Genomic DNA, 18,250 nt, shown 5'->3' on the forward strand with positions numbered 1-18,250 from the left:
GAAGAAATGTAAAACTTCTTAGAGAGTTTAAAAACTGCGAATTTTTAAACTTATGAAACTTGTTTCCTTCTGTGAAAAGAACTTCTTGAATAAGAAGCTTTTTTTACCTAATAAAAATTAGCCTATCAAACTAAGATGTATAACACCAGTTTAAAATAGAGTGCTCAAATACTCTGTTTATAAGTCAAATATTTAAATCTATTTGTCTAAAAGTTTTTTATCATCTTGCGTATCTATATCAATCGAGAATTCATCCTGCAACGATACAAATTCTAGAGTATTTTCTTCAAGAAATTTTCTTGCACCTTTATCACCTTTTAATTCTTCAAGATTTTTATAATAATTTTTTGGAAATATTGAAGGCACTGCAAATCTATTTTGATACTTTGAACATACAATAGTATTTTCATTTTCAATCGATTTTTTAACTAATTTTATATAATGACTTAAAGGAATTAGAGGTTGGTCGCATAACATAATTAATACATTAGTAGATTTAAAAAAGTCATTCATGCCATAAGATATTGAACTGCCCATACCTTCTTCATAGTTTGGATTAACTATAATTGATATTGGAAAATTTATTATTTCATTTATTATTTCATCACTTTTATATCCTAAGACAACTCTTACCTTGGAGCTAATTTTCAAAGCTTTTTTTACAGCATTTTTAATAAGTGTATCATTCCCTATTTTTAATAATTGTTTTGGCTCGCCTAATCGAGAAGATGTGCCTGCTGCTAGGATAAGTACAGCAAGACTACTAAATTTTTCCATTTTTCCTAGCCTCTATTTGTGAACAAATTGAAAGTGCTATTGATTGCTGAGTATTTCCACCAATATCAAAACCAACTGGAGCAAAAAATCTTCTGTCATTTTCTAAGCCAAATTGTTCTATTTTACTTTGCATATTCTTTTTATTTCCCATCATTCCAATATATTCAACATTTGAATCAAGTAATGCTCTTAAATAAATATCATCAGTTTTTGGACTATGACTTAATATTACTGATGCAGTATAAGAACTTAAATCCATTGTTAAAATATCTTCTAATTTTTCTAATTCAATTAGTTTATCAGCATCTTCTACGTACTTATTCATTTTTATATCTATTATGGTTGTTTTCCAAGCCATAATATTTGCCATTTCAATAAGTGCTTTGACATGAACTCCTGAACCAAAGACTAATAAAGAATAAGGAGATTTTATAGTTTGATAGAATTCATCATATTCAAGTTTAGTATTACATTCTTCATTAAGAATTTTGTAGCTATTATCTTTAATTGATCTTACAAGTGTTTTGCCTATATTTTTAAGAGATAAACCTAGTACTCCATAATTTTCACTTAGAAAAAAAGGCTGTGAAAAATATTTGCTATTTCCATGTCCGGATGACTCATCTTGTGCTACAGATTCAAAAATATAGGATTCTTTACTTTTTAAAATATTTTTTGAAATCTCTAAAATTTTATTATGTAAAAAAGGACTTCCTAATACGCCAGTAAATTCGCCTATTGAATTTACAAGCATCATATTCCCAGGCTTTGCAAAAGTAGAACCAAGTGTTTCAATAACACTTGTTCCTACTATATCTAAACCTTTTTGTTTACTATCTTCAATAAATTTTAAGTACTCTTTATTTAAAAACATTTTTTATCCAATTTTTATTGGCATTGAAGTATATAATTTTCCTGTTGCATCAAAAATTGCATTTGGAACTGCTGCTAAAATTGGAGGCGTTCCAGGTTCACCAATACCACCAATTTTTTCACCAGAATTGATAATACTAACTTCAATATCAGGAGCATCTGAAATTCTAGTAACTGTGTAATCATAGAAGTTATTTTGAACTGTTGCCCCATCTTTTATTGTAATTTCACTACTTAATAGAGTTGCAATTCCAAAGTTAATACTACTAATCATTTGATTTTCGACATTTTGAGGATTGAAAGCAAAACCACAATCAATAGAACACCAGACCTTTTCTACTTTAAAATCATTTTTACTAACTCTAACTTTTGCAATCTGAGCACATATACTTCCAAATGATTCAACAATAGCTACACCATAACCAACATTTTTCTCTTTTTTTCTATTTTTCCAATTTGCCTTTAAAGCAACATCGTCAAGTAAAGTTATAAATCTTTCATTACTTAGCATAGATTTTCTATATTCTATTGGATCTTTTTTAGCATATGCTGCTGCTTGGTCAATACTACATTCAACTGTTTGTGCTGATTGTGTATGTCCAACTGATCTCCACCAAAGTACAGGGATTGGTGATTCCATAACATGTGCTTGCATGTCATTATTATCAATATTATAGGGATGGGATGCTAGTCCTTCTTTTTGTGCACCATCAACACCATCTTTAAATCCAAAACCTTCAAATGGTGAACCTTTAAAAATAGATTGACTTGCAACTTTAGCATCAAAGGCCGTAATATCACCATGCTCATCTAAAGCTAATTTAACTTTATTTTTATATTTAGGTCTATAGTTTCCAAGTTTTATATCATCTTCTCTAGTCCATAATGTAAGAACTGGGAAACCTTCATCTTTAGCTACATGAAGTCCATCTAAAATAAAGTCAAGATTAATAGCACCACGTCTTCCAAATGCTCCGCCTAAATATGGAGTATTGTAAGTGATATTTTCTGCTTTTACACCAAGAACTTTAAGTGTTGCACCAAAAGTTAAAGTCTGAGATTGTGCTGATGACCATAGAGTTGCTTTACCATCTTTGTGATGTGCTGCAAAACTCAAAGGTTCCATTGCGGCATGAGCTAAAAATGGAAAATCATAATCTAGTTCGATTACTTTTGAAGCTTCATTAAATGCCTCGGCAGAATTACCATCTTTTCGCATAGATGCTCCCTCTTTTTCCATAGCAGCAGCATACTCTTTATCCATATCAGCAGTACTAATCTTTGCAAAGTCTCCTAAATCCCAATCAACATTAATATCATTTAAAGCCTCTTTTGCAAGATACCATGAATCTGCAATAACAGCTATTCCTGATGGAATTTGTTTTACTTTTATAATCCCAGTTTTTTTCTCTAATGCACTAGCATCAAAACTTTTAACTTTTGCACCAAAAACTGTAGGATGTAAAACTGCTGCATATTTTAAGTCATCAACCCTTGTATCTAACCCAAAATCAGCTTTTCCAGTAACTTTAGCCCAAGCTTCTTTAGGATGTCTTGAATGAGGTTTTCCTATAATTGTACAATCTTTTAAATGTTTTATTTTAGGATCTTTTGGAACTTTTATTGAAGGTAAATCAGCTATAAGTTCTCCAAAAGTAAAATCTTCTTTTGTTTTTTTATTTATAACTTTTGAATCTTTAGTTTTAATATCATAAACTCTTACATTCCATTTTTTGGAAGCTGCTTCTTTTAACATAGTATTTAATGCAGACCCTATTTTTCTCATTTCTAATTGTTTTGCAACAATTGAGCTTGAACCGCCTGTAATCATAAGAGGACCATAAAAATGATTATAAACAGGAGCAACTTGTGCGCCTTTAAAATTAATCTCTTCCCAATTTACATTTAATTCTTCAGCAATACACATAGCTAAAGTAGTATATGTTCCTTGTCCCATTTCAACTTGTCCTATAATAAAATTAATTGTATTATCAGATTTGATTTCTACAAAAGCATTTGGCTCTAGAGGTTTTGCTACTGTTGTTTCTGCTGCTCTTGATTTAGTTGGAAGATAAAAACCAATTACAAACGCTGAACTTACAAGTGAAGTTGTTTTTAAAAAATCTCTTCTTTCCATCTTATGCCTCTTCTATCGCAGCTTTAATTGCTGTCTTGATTTTATTATAAGTTCCACATCTACAAATATTTCCATTCATAGCTGTTAAGATTTCACTATCACTTGGTTTTGCATTAGATTTTAATAATCCAGCTGCATTCATAATTTGTCCTGATTGACAATATCCACATTGAACAACATCTTCTTGTACCCAGAACTTTTGAAGTTTTTGAACAGTTTTGTCTTCTTTTGTTTCAATAGTAGTAATTTGTGCATCATTTAATGTATTAATAGGTGTTGCACATGCTCTTGTTGCTACTCCATTTATTAATACTGTACATGCTCCACATTGTGCAACACCACATCCAAACTTTGTACCAGTAAGATTTAGAGTATCTCTTAATACCCACAAAAGTGGTGTATCAGGATTTACATCAACTGAATAAACTTTTTTATCAACAGTTATTTTTATTGACATTTATTTTCCTTTTTATATGATTTTTATTTCAATAATATCTAAAAGTTAGCACAATTCAAATATTAAAAAATACAAATAGCATGTCAATTACTACAAAATCTTGAATATTAGTTCCTAAGATTTAGAAACTATCTATTATAAAACAACTGTTATTTAGAAATCAGAAGCTTCAACTTTTTTAACACACTATAGAAGTAACTTTATAAATCATTCATTAAATTTAATAAGTGGTGAAAATAGTGTTGAAATCCAAATAAATATTATAAATAAGATAATCTTATTATTTCAAAAGGAAATTGAAAACAAGACTTTAAAATAATTTACTTGATATTAATACTTCTGTTCTTATACAAGAATAAGCACTTTTCCAATACGAAATATCTAGTAAATCTCTTGAAGACCTTATTACAACAGCTTTGTAAGAGACCAAAGTTCTTTTATTGAAATACAACTTTATTAATTTCTTTTAATCCTCATCTAACCAAACTATTAATAATCTGATCATCAGTAGGTTTAATAAATCCCATAGTATTACTAACATTTTCATGCCCCACAAACTGTTCTTCAGGAAATTAATCACTGCTTTACATTCCTTCAAATATATGAGATAAATAATAAGTTCAAAACAAAGGATTTATTATGAATGTAGGTTATACAAGAGTTTCAACTTCAAGTCAAAATCTTGAGAATCAAATTAATCAACTTAAAAGTGTTGGTTGTAAAAAGATCTTCTCCGAAAAAAGGTCAGGAAAGAATGAATCAGATAGAGAACAGTTTAAGATTATGATGGATTTCGTAAGAGAAGGTGATGTACTTTATGTTACTAAACTTGATAGATTAGCAAGGTCTGTAATAGACCTTCATAATACTGCAAAGTTTTTACAAAATAAAGATGTAAACTTAAAAGTATTACATCAAAATATTGATACAACATCACCAGCAGGGAGACTGTTATTTACAATGTTAGGTGCTATTACAGAATTTGAACGTGATTTAATAAATGAACGTGTTAGAGAAGGAATTGAAGCTGCAAAGAAAAAAGGTGTTCAGTTTGGTAGAAAAGCTATTCTGGGTACTGAAGAGAAAAAACTTATATACTCGCAGCATGAAAAAGGAAAGTCTGTTGAATGGTTATCTAAGTTCTTTCATGTAGCTCGTAATACAATCTATAGAGCAATTAAAGATATAGATAAAAAGAAGTAGTCAATTTGACTACTTCTATATGTTCAAAAATTAAAGTCTATTTGGAACAAGCTATTTTTTTGTAAAAACTGCTCAAAAAGTAAGAGAATATGGGAAATTAAATATTAAAGCTCTTGACTCTTTTTTTGTGCTTAAATATGTTCAATATTTGTTTTTATTAGTACTATTTAACTTGATACCTAAACAAGATTACTCGACCAGATAAATGATGCACCTGAACCTGAAAATTGTTCTTGAAAATTCATGTAAGATTTTTTATTATTAACACCAATTTCATCTTCTGTGAATTCTACAGCATTTCGCCAAGATTTATATATCTTATTTGATTGCCAATCTAGTGCATATTTATTTGAACCATTTACATTACAATCTTTTGTTATACGTTTATTTCCATTTTCTTCCACACAACTTAAGTCATAAATGGAAAATAAACTTTTTTAAATGGGTTCTCGAATTAATTCAACTTCATTTTTTTAGGTAATTTACAAGCTAAATACAATGACCCAAATGATAATATTTTATACGCTTAACATTTCTTGTTCAAGAGTTATTTTATTAGTTTTAATAAAATCTATTAATTCTTGTAATATAAAATCATCTTTTGATTCTATATTTTCATATTTTGTTTGATGTGAATAATCTTTTTTATAATCTTTTTCTTTTATTATTTTATAAATATTTTCAGGTATTAAAAAAGAGTGTTTTTTACACTTTTTTAGTCTTGGAATAATTGTGTTTAAATAGATATTAATCCCTGCTAAATCAAAATCTCCAAAGTGTATATACTCTCCTTTAAAAGTTTCAAGCCACTTGTATTGATAGTTTGTTTTATACTCACTAATTGATAGGAATAAATACTTTTTATTTTCAGCAAATAAATGTTTATATTTTTTGATTTGCCATACTACTTGAGGATTTTCTACACCTACTACAATCACATCATCAAGTAATTCTAACTTTGAAGAATAGTGCAAAAATAAGCCAGTTGCTTGTATATTTGGATAAAGATATTCTTTTTTATTATTGAAAGTAACTTCTAACTTATCTAATACAGCTATCATCAAGCCATTAAAACTTTTTGATTCTACTCTTTTTGTATCTGAATAATCATTAGCTACATCATCACGACTTTTAGGTATTTCTTCTTGATTTATAAAGTGCTCTATATCTCTTAAAGATGTTACATTATATCCATTTGCTTTTATTACACCTAAGAGTGCTTTTTCATCATTTAGGTATATTTTTACAGGTCTTTCTTCGCTAATTGATATACTATTGCAAGCTAATAATGCACTTAAGAGTTTTTTGTTTTTAAAAGTACTCTTAGATATATATTTCTCTTCAAGTAGTATTTTTATAACTATAAAATTATTCTTAGTTATATTAATTGCCATTACAAATCATCTCTTACCAGTCATCCATTGCATTTCTTGCATCAATTAAGTTAAGTTCAACATGATTAGAGCTCTCTCTAGTACCCATATATATTCTTGGATATGCTTCAATAATATCATCATCATTTGCAGCAGTACCGTTTATAAAAACAAATTCTAAGTGTTTTGCATATTTCATTAACTCAGTAAAATAATCTGCTGAAATTTGTCCAATTTCATCAATAATACAGTGATATGTTATATCTTCACTATTTACAAACTTATTTGCAACCATACGAAGTAAAGTAATATAAATAATAGCTTTTATCATAATAGAAGTACCATTACTTCCTACACTATCAAGTGTAGCTATTCCTTTTGTAACTTGTGCATTTTCACTAACATCAAAAGTTAGAGTACTAATATCAGCAACTGTAATACTTTTTTTGAAGGTTTTATCAAGTACTATTTTTAAATCTTGCGCTATTTTTACTAGTTCATTTTTTAATTCATCTGCTCTTTGACTTTTTTCATAACCTATAAGCATATTTGCACTTAGCATATCACCAATACTCTCTATTTTACTTACAACTTCATCTTTTCCTATATCTTTAAAATTTAATCTAATAGAGTCAATTACTGCAATATTTTCAATACCTTTTCTAATAGTAAGATTTATCTTATTTACATCTTTTACAATACTATTAAAAGTACCTTTTATATGTGATATTTTACTTACAGCATCGTTAATAGCTTCTATTAACCTATGAAGTTGTAAACTAGTTCCTTCAATATCAAACTTTGTTTTAATAAAATCTACATAAGATTTAGCTATTAAAATATATTGTTCTATATTGTCTTCAAAGCTGTTTATATCAAATTTTGTTTTTAATTGCATCATATTATCAGCAGGAATACCATCAATTACTTTTCCAGTTTCTAAAATAATAGTTTTTTCTCTATCAGTTTCTTGAGATAATAGAATTTTAAATCTTTCTAATATGTTAATATTTTTCTTACTTTTAAGAAGTAATACAATCTCATCATCACTATAAGCTTCATATATTTTATCAAGTTTTAGTTCAGATATTTCTAGTTCAAAGTTTTTAAAAGACTCATTATAATTCTTCCAAATATCTATTTCTTTTTCAATTTCTTTTAAATCAAGAGTAAGAACTGTAAGCTCTTTTTCAAAATAATCTCTATCCTTATCTCTTTGTTTAATCATTTGTTCATATTGTTCATTTAAAAAAGGAACTTTTTTATAGTTTGGCTCTACTTCATCTTTATATCTTATAACTAAGGCTCTGTTTTTATTAATATCTCTAAGAGATTTTTCTATGAGTTTTATATTTTTTTGATATGATTCAAGTTCATTGATATCAATGTTTTCTTTTTTCTTGATTTCATTATATATAGCATGAATTTCTTTATCTGAAGTATTTATAAGTTCTAAATATTTTTTATTTATACTTTTAATACTTTGTATACAAATATTTAATTCACCAGATAACTTTCTTTCATCATCTTCATATTTTTTATTAACTTTGAAAATAAAAGCTGACTTGTTTTCTTTTATATTTGATATATACTCTTTTAGTGTTTGTAGTTGCTCTTTATCTTTTTTAAGGTTTTCTTTTTTATCAAGTATTGTTTTGTCAAGTTCATCTTTTAATCTTAGAATTTCATCTTCTAATCTTTTTGATTCGTTTCTAATTTTTATGTCATAATCTTTTACTTTTGGACTTAATTCATAAGCAGCCCTAGTTTTTTCTTTAATTGTTTTGTCATATTTATTAGCAATTGTTTTTAGATTATCTTGTGAATTTTTATACCTAATATTATATCTTGATACTAATTCATCATGTTGTTTTTGCAAAGATGTTTTATTGTTTTCAAGCGTTTCAATATCATATTTACTAGCAAGTGCTTCAATATTTCCATCAATTTTTAAGCCATAAAAAGTGTCATTACTCTGATGTACAGAATATTTTAAATTACGCTCATCAAATAAAATATCATCACTAGATAAGGCTAATATCTTTCTTTTATTTGGTACATCATTTTTATTTAAAAATCCAAATAAGTTGTTTTTATCAATATCTAGTTTTGCATTAACTTTTTCTAGTTTAGTACTAAGTTCAGCTTTATTTTTAATATATATACTAACTTCATTTTCAATTTTTATATTAGCTTCTTTTAGATTTTCATCTTTTTGTTTTTGAAGACCTTCTTTTTCACTTTCTAAAACTATAACTTGGGATTCAATAGAGTTTTTTAAACTATCTAATCTTTGTATTTCTTCTTTGATTTTTTTTGTATTATTGTTCTCTAACGTTTGCTTTGGTAAATATGAAAGTGCAGTTTCATCTTGAGATATTTTCTTATCTAGTTTTGTATATTCAAGGTTTTTATCTTCAAGTTCTTTATCAAAAGAGCTTACACCTGTTTGTATTTCAATCTCTTTATTTTTTGATAGGTTTAATAACTTATTGTTTAAATCATCTTTTTTATTATCAAGTTCTTGTTTTTCTATATCTTTTTTTTCATTTATAAGTGCAGTTTCTTTTTGTTTTTTTGTTTTTTCTTCTGCTTCAAGTTCTTCAATACTACTTGATATTGCACTTACTTTAATATTTAGTTCATTAAGTTTTTTTTCATACTCACTTTGTCTATTTTGCTCTTTTATTAAATTATCTATTCTATATTGTTGATGGAAGTTATTATAGTTTTTTTCATTTGTTTTAATCTCTATACTTAAATCTGAGATTTGAGAATTATAGTTATTTAGTTTAATTTTCCATTCATTTAAGAAGCTGTTTTTCTTATCACTTTTTATTTTTTGCTGTGCTAATAAATCTAGATGATTATTGTTTATTACTTCTTTTATTCTGTCTTTGTTATAAGACATTGTTTCAAGTTCAAAGGTAGTTTTATCTATCTCATCACATAAAGCTTTATAAGAAATAATTGTATCATCAAGTTTTAATATTCTCTCTCTTCTATCCTCTATTAGTTCAAAATGAGCCACGTTTTTTAAAGCATCTGATAATTTATTTTTAAAGTCTAAAATATCTAATGAGTACTCTTTTTCACCAATTAGTGAAATAAGCATATCTTTTATACCTTTATCTCTAACTGATGAATTTGAATAGATATTAAAAAGGTATTTACCAAAAATATGTGCTGACTCTTCACTATCATAAAAAGAAAAATCAATATTTGGTTTATCTTTATTTGGAAGCATTCTATAGCTTTTTTTGCACATCATTTTTCTAAAAGTACTTACTGTTTCACTTTTATAATAAGTTAGAAAGTTTTTTGAACAATTTGCTAAAATTTCTTTTAAATTTAAACATCTTTTATCTTCATCTAAATATAAAGTGCTTATATCTTCTTGGAAATTATGAATATTTATAAAGGTATGTTTTACTTTACCCTCATCTTTACTTAATATTAAAGCATTTCTTCCAATACTATTTTCATATATATAAATAAGATGCGAATACATACTATCTAAATGCCAATCATAGAAACTAAGTTCTTTATCAACAGGTCTAGTTTTAGATTTATCCATAGTATAAAAATAACATATAGCACTCATAACAGTAGTTTTTCCAACTCCTGAACTTCCAAGTAAAAGTGTAAAGTCATCAAGTAATACTCTTTCATTTGGAAAGTGTCCACTGTTTATAAATCTTATCTCTTTTAATCCAAGTTTATTAGAGTTCATATTCAATTTCCTCTATCATATCTTCTATAAATTTAAATGACCTAAGTATTAAAAATTCTTCTTCTTTATTACCAATACTTTGGGCAAAACCATCATTTTTTAGTCTTAATATTATTGAATCGATGGCTTCTCTATTAGTTGAACGTTTCTTTAAAAAGTTCATTTTATCAACCATAGTTTTTAACTCAATATCACCGTTTAATCTGCTTTCAATATCACTAGCACTATAAGGTCCACCATTTGCTGAACTGATATTTGTATTAAGTAATTTTAAAAATCTATAGATATCTATATAGTCAATATAAGCGTTTACATAAGACTTAGGAATAGTTTCATAACCTTCAATAATAAAGTAAAAATAACCCTTGTCAGATTCTAAAGAATATCCAAGAATACTAAAAAAAGTTTTTACTTCTTGTTTGTATTGATATATAAAATTATATGCATCTTTGATTTTGTAATCTGCGCTATTTTCATTTATAAATTTACCATTTACCCTACACTCTTCAATCACTTGAAAAATTTCTTTATACTCTTCTAATTGCGATAGATCCAATTTATCCCCTCTTTATAATATATGGCAATTCTATGCCTTTATGTTCAATAGTTATATCTTTTTCTATTTTTAAAAACTTATTGTATTGCAGTGTTGTTCTAATAAAGATTGATAAGAACTGCTTTTTATTTAACTCTTTTTCTTTTAAAAATGAAGCTAAATCTTTATCTTGCTTAATAAAACTATAATAGACTTTTTTTGTTCCTAAAATCATTCTTTGTTTTGGTACTTTATTTTGATTAAGTTCTATAGCTTCAGGTCTTTGCTCTTCTACTTTTATTTCAGAACTTGGTGCAATTTTATTTTCTTTTGCAAGTTCTACTATTGCTGTGATTAAATCATAATCATTCATATATTGAGATTTTACTTTTACAGATGGTGCTATATTCTTCAATCTACTTATAACAGAGTCAATATTGCTTTTTTCAAACAACTCACCGTGAACTTTTAGCTTATATAAGTGATTTAGTTTTTCAATTTTTTTAGCTTCTTTTTCTATATGAATAAGATATTTTGAAAGTTCATTTAATGTTTTGCTTATATTTTCTCTAACATCATGTAGATGATGTGCTAAGGCATTAATATGATAAGAAATAGATTCATTTGCAAGTTCATCTATAAAATAAGACTTATACTCAATTAAAAATTTATCAGTATTTGTTACAGCTTCAGAAAGTGCTGTTAAATCAGCTTTACAATCATATAAGTTTGCTTTTTTAACTTCAAAGTTTACTTCTGCTTTAAACTTCATCTCTTTTTCATTTAATGATTCAATTGCTCTATAAATAACCTTTTTAATATTTCTAAAAGAAGAGTTTATTCTTTTTATTTCACTTGAATAGTCATTAAAATCTTTTCTTTTTATTTTAATATCTCTGATTAGCTTCTTAATAATCTTTTGCTTATCTTCAATATCTTTGATATTTACATCTGTATAAGTTTGTAAATGAGCATTGTAATCATCACTTAATAATAAAGAATAAGAGTAATCATCATAATCAAATACATTAAAGTCAATTAGTTTTTCAATTGCAGGTGATAAATCTTTATTTTTATTAGAACTAGTAGAAGAATAGTATGGCATATTTTCAATATATTCGATACTACCTTTAAAATGAGCTTCGATTATTGCTTCTTTTGCATCATTTTGTACTTTTATGAACTCTTTTGGATTAATGTTAGTTGTCATTTATAATTGCCATTCTTTTGTATAATATTAGTTATGATGAAATCATAACATTTAATCTTTCATCTTTTCTTTATTTATGAAACTTTCCTATAAATTAAGAGTTTTCTACTTAAAGAATAGACAAGTTTCATGATTTTAGCTAAAATTACTTATTGACTTTATTACAAAAAAGGAGTTCATATTATGAAAAAAATAAATATGCTTACTTTTTATGTTTTAATAATACTAATACCTACATTTATTATTGCTTCTCCAATTACACTAATTTACCATGCTGAAGATAATGAAGTAGATGCAAGAAAGCATTATGAAATAGAATTACTAAGCTTAGCTCTTGATAAAACAAAAGATAAATATGGTGAGTATAAATTAATTCCTTCAAAAAAAATGACTATTACACGTGCTGTATATAATTTAAAAGAGAATAAAATCAAGAACTTTATTTTAAAGACTTCGGTTGATAATACTTTGCTTAATAAATTTTCATTTTCCAATTTTCCTGTAGATAGAGGGATAGTTGGATATAGAGTGAGTTTTATTTCCCCTCAAATGAAAGAAAAAATACATAATATAAAATCATTAGAAGAACTAAAAACATTAAAATTTGCACAAGGTGTTGGTTGGTTAGATACAAATATTTTAAAATCAAATGGATTTAATGTACGTATCATCGCTAATTATTCTAGTTTTTTTCATATGATAACATTAAATAGAATAGATCTTTTTCCAAGAGGAATCAATGAAGTCTTAGCTGAATATGAAGCATATAAACATCTAGATAAATTAGACTATGATAGAACATTTGCTCTATATTACCCTCTTCCACGTTTTTTCTTTATGAATAAAAAAAATGAGAAAATTGCTAAAAGAATAGAAGAAGGATTGAAAATCGGATTTTATGATGGTTCAATAGATAAACTATTTGAAAAATACTATCAACCTAGTATTAATTTTATAAATATGAAACAAAGAAAAATTTATAAGATAGACAACCCTTTTTTAAAAGGTATTGACAAATCTTATGAAAAATATAATTATCCTTTTCTAATAAAGTAGAGCTAAATATGAACTTAACCTATAAACTTTTTTTATCAGTACTTATTTCAGTTATTATCTTTTTTGGTTTATTTGTTACAGTAGTAATTAAAATTGAAAAAGATAAAGTTAATGAAATTTTTTATTCAAAGATTGAACACAATAAAGAAATTTATAGTGCATCAATATCTACTTTACTTTATACTTTGAATGAAGATGTTATTAAATCAATGATTACTTCTATTTATAAAGATACAGAGATTGTAAAATTAGAATTAATTGATAATTCAAAATTGATAAATATAAAAATTGATAATAAAAAATATAAAAATGAAAACTTAGTAAAAAGTCTTATTTCTTTAAAATATAATGATGAAGATTTAGGTAAATTAATAATCTATTATTCAAAAGATTTAATATTTGAACATTTAAGCAATTATAAATTCATAATATTCTCTTTTGCTTTACTATTAACTCTAATACTAACTTTAATTATATATTTCTTTATTAATAAGATTTCATCTTCTTTAAAATTATTGACAAAAGCTAGTGTAAAAATTGCTCATGGAGATTTAAGTCAAGAAATCAAAATTGATGAAAGAAAAGATGAAATAGGTATACTATCTGAACAATTTAATCTTATGAGAAAAGCTCTAATAAAAAGAAGAGAGATAAATAAAAGACAATTAGTAGAACTAAAAGAAAAAGATTTAATATTAATTCAACAAACTAAGATGGCTGCAATGGGTGAAATGCTAGAAAATATTGCACATCAATGGCGTCAACCATTATCAGTTATTTCAACAGCAGCTACTGGTGCAAAGCTACAAAAAGAAATGAATACCTTATCAGATACTGAGTTAACTTCAATATTAACAAGCATTAATAATTCTGCACAATATCTTTCTAGTACAATTGAATACTTTAGAGGTTTTTTTGATCCAAGAAATAATAAAGAAAGAAAGCTTTTGATTTCTTCTATAATTGAAAAAGCTTTAAGCTTAATAAACACTCAATTTGAAGATAAAAATATCCAAATAATCACAAATATTGAAGACTGTACTATTCTTTCAATTGAGAATGAATTAATACAAGTTTTTGTTAATATATTAAATAATTCAAGAGATGCTCTACTAAAAATAGAAAGTAAAGAAAAACTAGTTTTTATAGATACAAAAGTAAAAAAGAATTCTCTAATCATTGAAATAAAAGATAACGCACAGGGTATTGATGAGAGAATAATTGATAAAATTTTTGAATTATATTTTACTACAAAACATCAAAGTCAAGGTACAGGAGTAGGATTATATATGTGTGAAAATATTATTAGAAATCATTTAAAAGGAAGTATTACTGTTAAAAATGTGTCTTTTAAATATAAAGACATTCCTTATACTGGAACAAATTTCACTATTAAAATTAGTTTAAAACACCTAAAATAGGTGTTTTAAAGATTTATGATGAGCAGCTAACATGAGATACGCCACCAAGCTCAAAAAACTCTAGTGGTTTTAAACTATAATATTTATTCTCTACTTCAATAGATTGTTCAGAATATGGGTTTGTCATAATTTCTTGTAGCTCTTTTATTAAAGCATAATCACCCTCATTTGCTTGCTTATAAGCAGGAACTAAAAACCACTCTCTTAAAGTATATTTTGGATTTATAAGTTTCATTTGAGAACTTAATTCATTTGTATTATTACTTATAAGTGAATTCCATTTTTCAAGCCACTTTATCCAAGACTGTTCAATACTCTCATCATAATTAGAACCATAAAAGCTTTTTTTAAGTGCTTTTATTTCAGTTGGAATAGAAGAAAGTTCTCGGAAGAAAATAGTATAATCAACAGAACTTTTAACCATTAGAATTACTAGTTCATTAAATAATTCTTCATCAAAAGTATCAAGGCCAAGTTTAGAAGCCCACATTATATTCATTTCTTCTTGCATTACTTTTGAAAAATCATCTCTGATTTTATCTAATTCTTCTATATGCTTTTTACTTGAACCTATTAAAACTCTTAATGCAGAATAAAATACATGAAAATTTTGCTCTGCAGCAAGAGGCTGATTTAAAAAGGAGAAGTGATCTCCACTACTACTCCAAGGTTGATAGTATGGGTCAAATGCTTCTATAAAACCAAAAGGCCCATAATCAAGTGTAAAACCACCAGCTGCACAGTTGTCACTGTTAAAATTACCTTGGCAATATCCAACCCTAATCCAGTTAGCTATAAGTTTTGTAAGTCTTTTTCTAAACTTTATTGCTAATAAAACTACTTTGTCTTCAAGAGATAAGTTTTTATCAATCACATCAATTTCATTACTATATTCACGTTCAATTAAGTGTAATACAATCTGTTCAAGCTCTTGCATAGCTTTTGGATGCTCATTTTTTCTAGCACGTCTTGCAAAAAGCTCAACTTGTCCAACTCTAATAAATGATGGAGCAACACGCGTAGTAATTGCAATATTTTCACTTATCATCATATCAGGATCTTTAGAATATGAACCTTGTGAAAACCAAGGTCTATCAACTGTTTCACTTTTAGAAGTATATAAACTCAAAGACCTAGATGTAGGAACTCCAAGTGAGTACATATGCTCTTGTGCTAAAAACTCTCGAACACTTGAACGTAAAACAGCTCTTCCATCAGCTCCTCTACAATAAGGAGTTCGGCCACCACCTTTTAGTTGCATTTCCCAACGCTTATCATTTATAACAGCTTCTAAAACAGAAACTGCTCTTCCATCACCATATCCATTTCCTGTTTGAAAAGGACATTGTTGATAGTACTCATTCCCATAGATAGAAAGTGCATAACCACAAGCCCAACCAACTTTACTCATAGGCTTTGGAACTTGTGAAATATCTCCTGAAAACATTTTAATAAAATCAGCAGACTGTGCTAGACTATCATCAAAGCCTAATTCAGCAAATAAACTTTTACTATGTGCAATATATTCTGGGTTTTTAATTGGTGTTGGATTTACAGGTACATAATGACCCGAGAAAACTTGTCTAGGATTATGATCAGTACCATCTGCTTTTGATTGTGGATCTTCATTTAATGTCTTCATTAACGAGTAATCAGCAAATTTAGCTAAATCCTCTAAGCTTTTTATAGGTTTTTGGTTTTGTTTTATTTCATTCATATATTTTCCTTAAAATCCTATTTTTATATAAGTGTTATTTTTATATCATCATAAGATATTTTTTCATCTAGTTTCATAAATATTGGTTTTAATCTAATTTTTCCATCTTCTGAAAAATCTTCTTCTTTATTTGTTTTTTTGATTTCTTCTACTGCGGCTTTTATTAGATTAATAGTACTTAAACTTGGCATATATTTTGATATATCTAAATTTGGTTCATCTGCTTTTATTAAACTTAAGTGATTCATAATAGTTGATACAGAATAACCTGCATTTTTTGCTAAATCTTGTAGCGTTGCTGAGTTTTCTATTTGATTTTTTGTTTTTATATGATTTGGCATTTTTACTTCTATTTTAGGTTCACTATCAAGTGCTACTTTCTCTTTTGCTATTTCTTTTTCATCAATAGTTCCACCAAGTCTTTGGATATATGATAATTGCATAGCATTTAATTGATTTTCTTCAAAAGATTCTATTTTTTTAGCTGCTTTTTGTGAAGCTTGCTTTATTCGTGGATCTATATTTAAAATCAAAGGATCTACACTTAGAGCATTGTCATTAAAGCCCATTAACTTTAGGCCTTCAATATTTTTTATTCTTGAAAGTGCTACATAACCTTGCCCTACTTCAAACGTCTTTGATAAATCAATTTGTGCAGCATCAAGTGTCATACCTTGCGATTTATGAATTGTAATAGCCCAAGCAAGTTTTAGAGGTACTTGAGAGATTTTTGCTTGTATTTTTCCTGAATCATTTTCAATTTTCCAATCTTCATATTCTACTTTTACGATATAACCATTTGAAAGTTTAACAATTGGAAGTTTTTGTTCATCTTTTGAAAAATCAATTACAACTCCAGTAGTTCCATTTATATAATACTTTTCAGGATTATTTTTAATAAACATAACAACAGCATCTTTTTTTAACGTTACTTCTTCTTGAACTAGTGCTGATTTAAACAGCTTTTCAATATTACTCTTTGCACCCTCACTTGTGTATTTAAAAACTTCTGCCTTGTCATCAATACTATTTAATTCATCATTATTAATTCTATCTACATCCATATTATGAGTGTAGAGTTTTGTAGGTGTAAAATCTATATCTAAATCTTTTTGCAATCTTGCATTTAAAATATCATGACTTCTTTGTGATACCTGACCACTTCTAATTTCATCTAAAACAAAAATAAGTTGATTATCATCTTGTCTAAACTTTTTTTCTAAATAACAAGTTTGTAAATCTAACTCTTTCCATGATGGACTTTGCCATGCGAATCTTTTTCCATCTATATTTCTTGATATTGGAGGTAACTGGAAAAAATCACCTGAAAGTATAACTTGAATACCAGCAAAGGTCTCATCACTTTGTTTAAAAGCTCTTAATATTCTGTCAATTGATGAAAAAACATTTGGTGAAACCATAGAAATCTCATCTATAATTAAAATCTTTAGTTTCTTAAATCTTGTTTGAAGATATTTTTTATCCAATAAATTAGAAATAAAATTTTCATCAATACTATCTTTTATACCTAAGCTAAAATAAGAATGAATTGTTTGACCATTTAAATGTGAAGCAGCAATCCCTGTAGGTGCTACAATAGTAGGAATAATTTTCCTAGATTTTAAATATAAAATATATTCATTTAAGATATGAGTTTTACCTGTTCCTGCTGATCCTGTTAAGAAAACATTTTGACCAGTTTTTAGTATTTTAAGAGCTGTTTCTTGCATTTTTTACCTAATTTGCTTTATGGTTAAA

Annotated in this window: 14 protein-coding genes; 3 read left to right on the top strand and 11 right to left on the bottom strand. The window is 26.7% G+C overall.

Annotated elements, in window-relative coordinates:
* Positions 1-198: 198 nt before the first annotated feature.
* The 4 genes from KO488_RS09550 to KO488_RS09565 are packed head-to-tail and all read right to left on the bottom strand — an operon-like array spanning position 199 to position 4,244.
* The gene (locus tag KO488_RS09550) at positions 199-777 is read right to left on the bottom strand and encodes a nucleotidyltransferase family protein (protein ID WP_216058574.1); all 579 of its coding nucleotides are present in this window, start codon (positions 775-777) and stop codon (positions 199-201) included.
* Complete coding sequence (locus KO488_RS09555) at positions 764-1,651, bottom strand: XdhC family protein (RefSeq protein ID WP_216058575.1); 888 nt, start codon at positions 1,649-1,651, stop codon at positions 764-766. The genes KO488_RS09550 and KO488_RS09555 overlap by 14 nt, the downstream gene beginning before the upstream one ends.
* A gap of 3 nt (positions 1,652-1,654) precedes the next feature.
* Positions 1,655-3,787 (bottom strand): molybdopterin cofactor-binding domain-containing protein, encoded by a 2,133-nt coding sequence (locus KO488_RS09560; protein WP_216058576.1) that lies wholly within the window; start codon positions 3,785-3,787, stop codon positions 1,655-1,657.
* 1 nt (position 3,788) lies between these two features.
* Positions 3,789-4,244 carry a (2Fe-2S)-binding protein gene (locus tag KO488_RS09565; protein ID WP_216058577.1) on the bottom strand — a complete coding sequence of 152 codons (456 nt, stop codon included), beginning with the start codon at positions 4,242-4,244 and terminating at the stop codon, positions 3,789-3,791.
* A 639-nt stretch (positions 4,245-4,883) separates the two neighbouring features.
* Between KO488_RS09565 and KO488_RS09570 the strand changes: the two genes are divergently transcribed.
* Entirely contained in the window at positions 4,884-5,447 is a 564-nt protein-coding gene (locus KO488_RS09570; protein WP_216058578.1) for a recombinase family protein, read from the top strand.
* Positions 5,448-5,626: 179 nt separating this feature from the next.
* Here the strand turns inward: KO488_RS09570 and KO488_RS09575 are convergent, their stop codons facing one another.
* The 5 genes from KO488_RS09575 to KO488_RS09595 all read right to left on the bottom strand — a co-directional run bounded on the left by KO488_RS09575 (position 5,627) and on the right by KO488_RS09595 (position 12,298).
* Positions 5,627-5,851 carry a hypothetical protein gene (locus KO488_RS09575; RefSeq protein WP_216058579.1) on the bottom strand — a complete coding sequence of 75 codons (225 nt, stop codon included), beginning with the start codon at positions 5,849-5,851 and terminating at the stop codon, positions 5,627-5,629.
* Positions 5,852-5,965: 114 nt separating this feature from the next.
* Positions 5,966-6,841: a hypothetical protein gene (locus KO488_RS09580; RefSeq protein WP_216058580.1), complete on the bottom strand. Its 876-nt coding sequence runs from the start codon at positions 6,839-6,841 to the stop codon at positions 5,966-5,968.
* A 13-nt stretch (positions 6,842-6,854) separates the two neighbouring features.
* A complete protein-coding gene (locus KO488_RS09585) occupies positions 6,855-10,553 on the bottom strand; it encodes an ATP-binding protein (protein WP_216058581.1) in 3,699 nt (1,232 codons plus the stop codon).
* Complete coding sequence (locus tag KO488_RS09590; RefSeq protein WP_216058582.1) at positions 10,543-11,109, bottom strand: condensin complex protein MksE; 567 nt, start codon at positions 11,107-11,109, stop codon at positions 10,543-10,545. Before KO488_RS09590 ends, KO488_RS09585 begins: the two co-directional genes overlap by 11 nt.
* A gap of 1 nt (position 11,110) precedes the next feature.
* Positions 11,111-12,298: a hypothetical protein gene (locus tag KO488_RS09595; RefSeq protein WP_216058583.1), complete on the bottom strand. Its 1,188-nt coding sequence runs from the start codon at positions 12,296-12,298 to the stop codon at positions 11,111-11,113.
* A 183-nt stretch (positions 12,299-12,481) separates the two neighbouring features.
* Between KO488_RS09595 and KO488_RS09600 the strand changes: the two genes are divergently transcribed.
* A complete protein-coding gene (locus tag KO488_RS09600) occupies positions 12,482-13,354 on the top strand; it encodes a transporter substrate-binding domain-containing protein (RefSeq protein WP_216058584.1) in 873 nt (290 codons plus the stop codon).
* Positions 13,355-13,362: 8 nt separating this feature from the next.
* A complete protein-coding gene (locus KO488_RS09605) occupies positions 13,363-14,775 on the top strand; it encodes a sensor histidine kinase (protein WP_216058585.1) in 1,413 nt (470 codons plus the stop codon).
* Positions 14,776-14,788: 13 nt separating this feature from the next.
* Here the strand turns inward: KO488_RS09605 and KO488_RS09610 are convergent, their stop codons facing one another.
* Both KO488_RS09610 and KO488_RS09615 read right to left on the bottom strand, forming a co-directional pair.
* Positions 14,789-16,492: a protein adenylyltransferase SelO gene (locus KO488_RS09610; protein WP_216058586.1), complete on the bottom strand. Its 1,704-nt coding sequence runs from the start codon at positions 16,490-16,492 to the stop codon at positions 14,789-14,791.
* A 23-nt stretch (positions 16,493-16,515) separates the two neighbouring features.
* Complete coding sequence (locus KO488_RS09615; RefSeq protein ID WP_216058587.1) at positions 16,516-18,222, bottom strand: AAA family ATPase; 1,707 nt, start codon at positions 18,220-18,222, stop codon at positions 16,516-16,518.
* Positions 18,223-18,250 lie beyond the last annotated feature (28 nt).

Origin of the sequence: Poseidonibacter lekithochrous (assembly GCF_018861145.1) — a bacterium.
GTDB lineage: Bacteria > Campylobacterota > Campylobacteria > Campylobacterales > Arcobacteraceae > Poseidonibacter > Poseidonibacter lekithochrous_A.

Excerpts from the sequence above, each read along its gene's own strand:
- KO488_RS09605 (WP_216058585.1), top strand. The coding sequence starts at position 13,363 with ATGAACTTAACCTATAAACTTTTTTTATCAGTACTTATTTCAGTTATT.
- KO488_RS09555 (WP_216058575.1), bottom strand. The coding sequence starts at position 1,651 with ATGTTTTTAAATAAAGAGTACTTAAAATTTATTGAAGATAGTAAACAA.
- KO488_RS09580 (WP_216058580.1), bottom strand. The coding sequence starts at position 6,841 with ATGGCAATTAATATAACTAAGAATAATTTTATAGTTATAAAAATACTA.
- KO488_RS09585 (WP_216058581.1), bottom strand. The coding sequence starts at position 10,553 with ATGAACTCTAATAAACTTGGATTAAAAGAGATAAGATTTATAAACAGT.
- KO488_RS09570 (WP_216058578.1), top strand. The coding sequence starts at position 4,884 with ATGAATGTAGGTTATACAAGAGTTTCAACTTCAAGTCAAAATCTTGAG.
- KO488_RS09595 (WP_216058583.1), bottom strand. The coding sequence starts at position 12,298 with ATGACAACTAACATTAATCCAAAAGAGTTCATAAAAGTACAAAATGAT.
- KO488_RS09565 (WP_216058577.1), bottom strand. The coding sequence starts at position 4,244 with ATGTCAATAAAAATAACTGTTGATAAAAAAGTTTATTCAGTTGATGTA.
- KO488_RS09600 (WP_216058584.1), top strand. The coding sequence starts at position 12,482 with ATGAAAAAAATAAATATGCTTACTTTTTATGTTTTAATAATACTAATA.
- KO488_RS09610 (WP_216058586.1), bottom strand. The coding sequence starts at position 16,492 with ATGAATGAAATAAAACAAAACCAAAAACCTATAAAAAGCTTAGAGGAT.
- KO488_RS09615 (WP_216058587.1), bottom strand. The coding sequence starts at position 18,222 with ATGCAAGAAACAGCTCTTAAAATACTAAAAACTGGTCAAAATGTTTTC.
- KO488_RS09550 (WP_216058574.1), bottom strand. The coding sequence starts at position 777 with ATGGAAAAATTTAGTAGTCTTGCTGTACTTATCCTAGCAGCAGGCACA.
- KO488_RS09560 (WP_216058576.1), bottom strand. The coding sequence starts at position 3,787 with ATGGAAAGAAGAGATTTTTTAAAAACAACTTCACTTGTAAGTTCAGCG.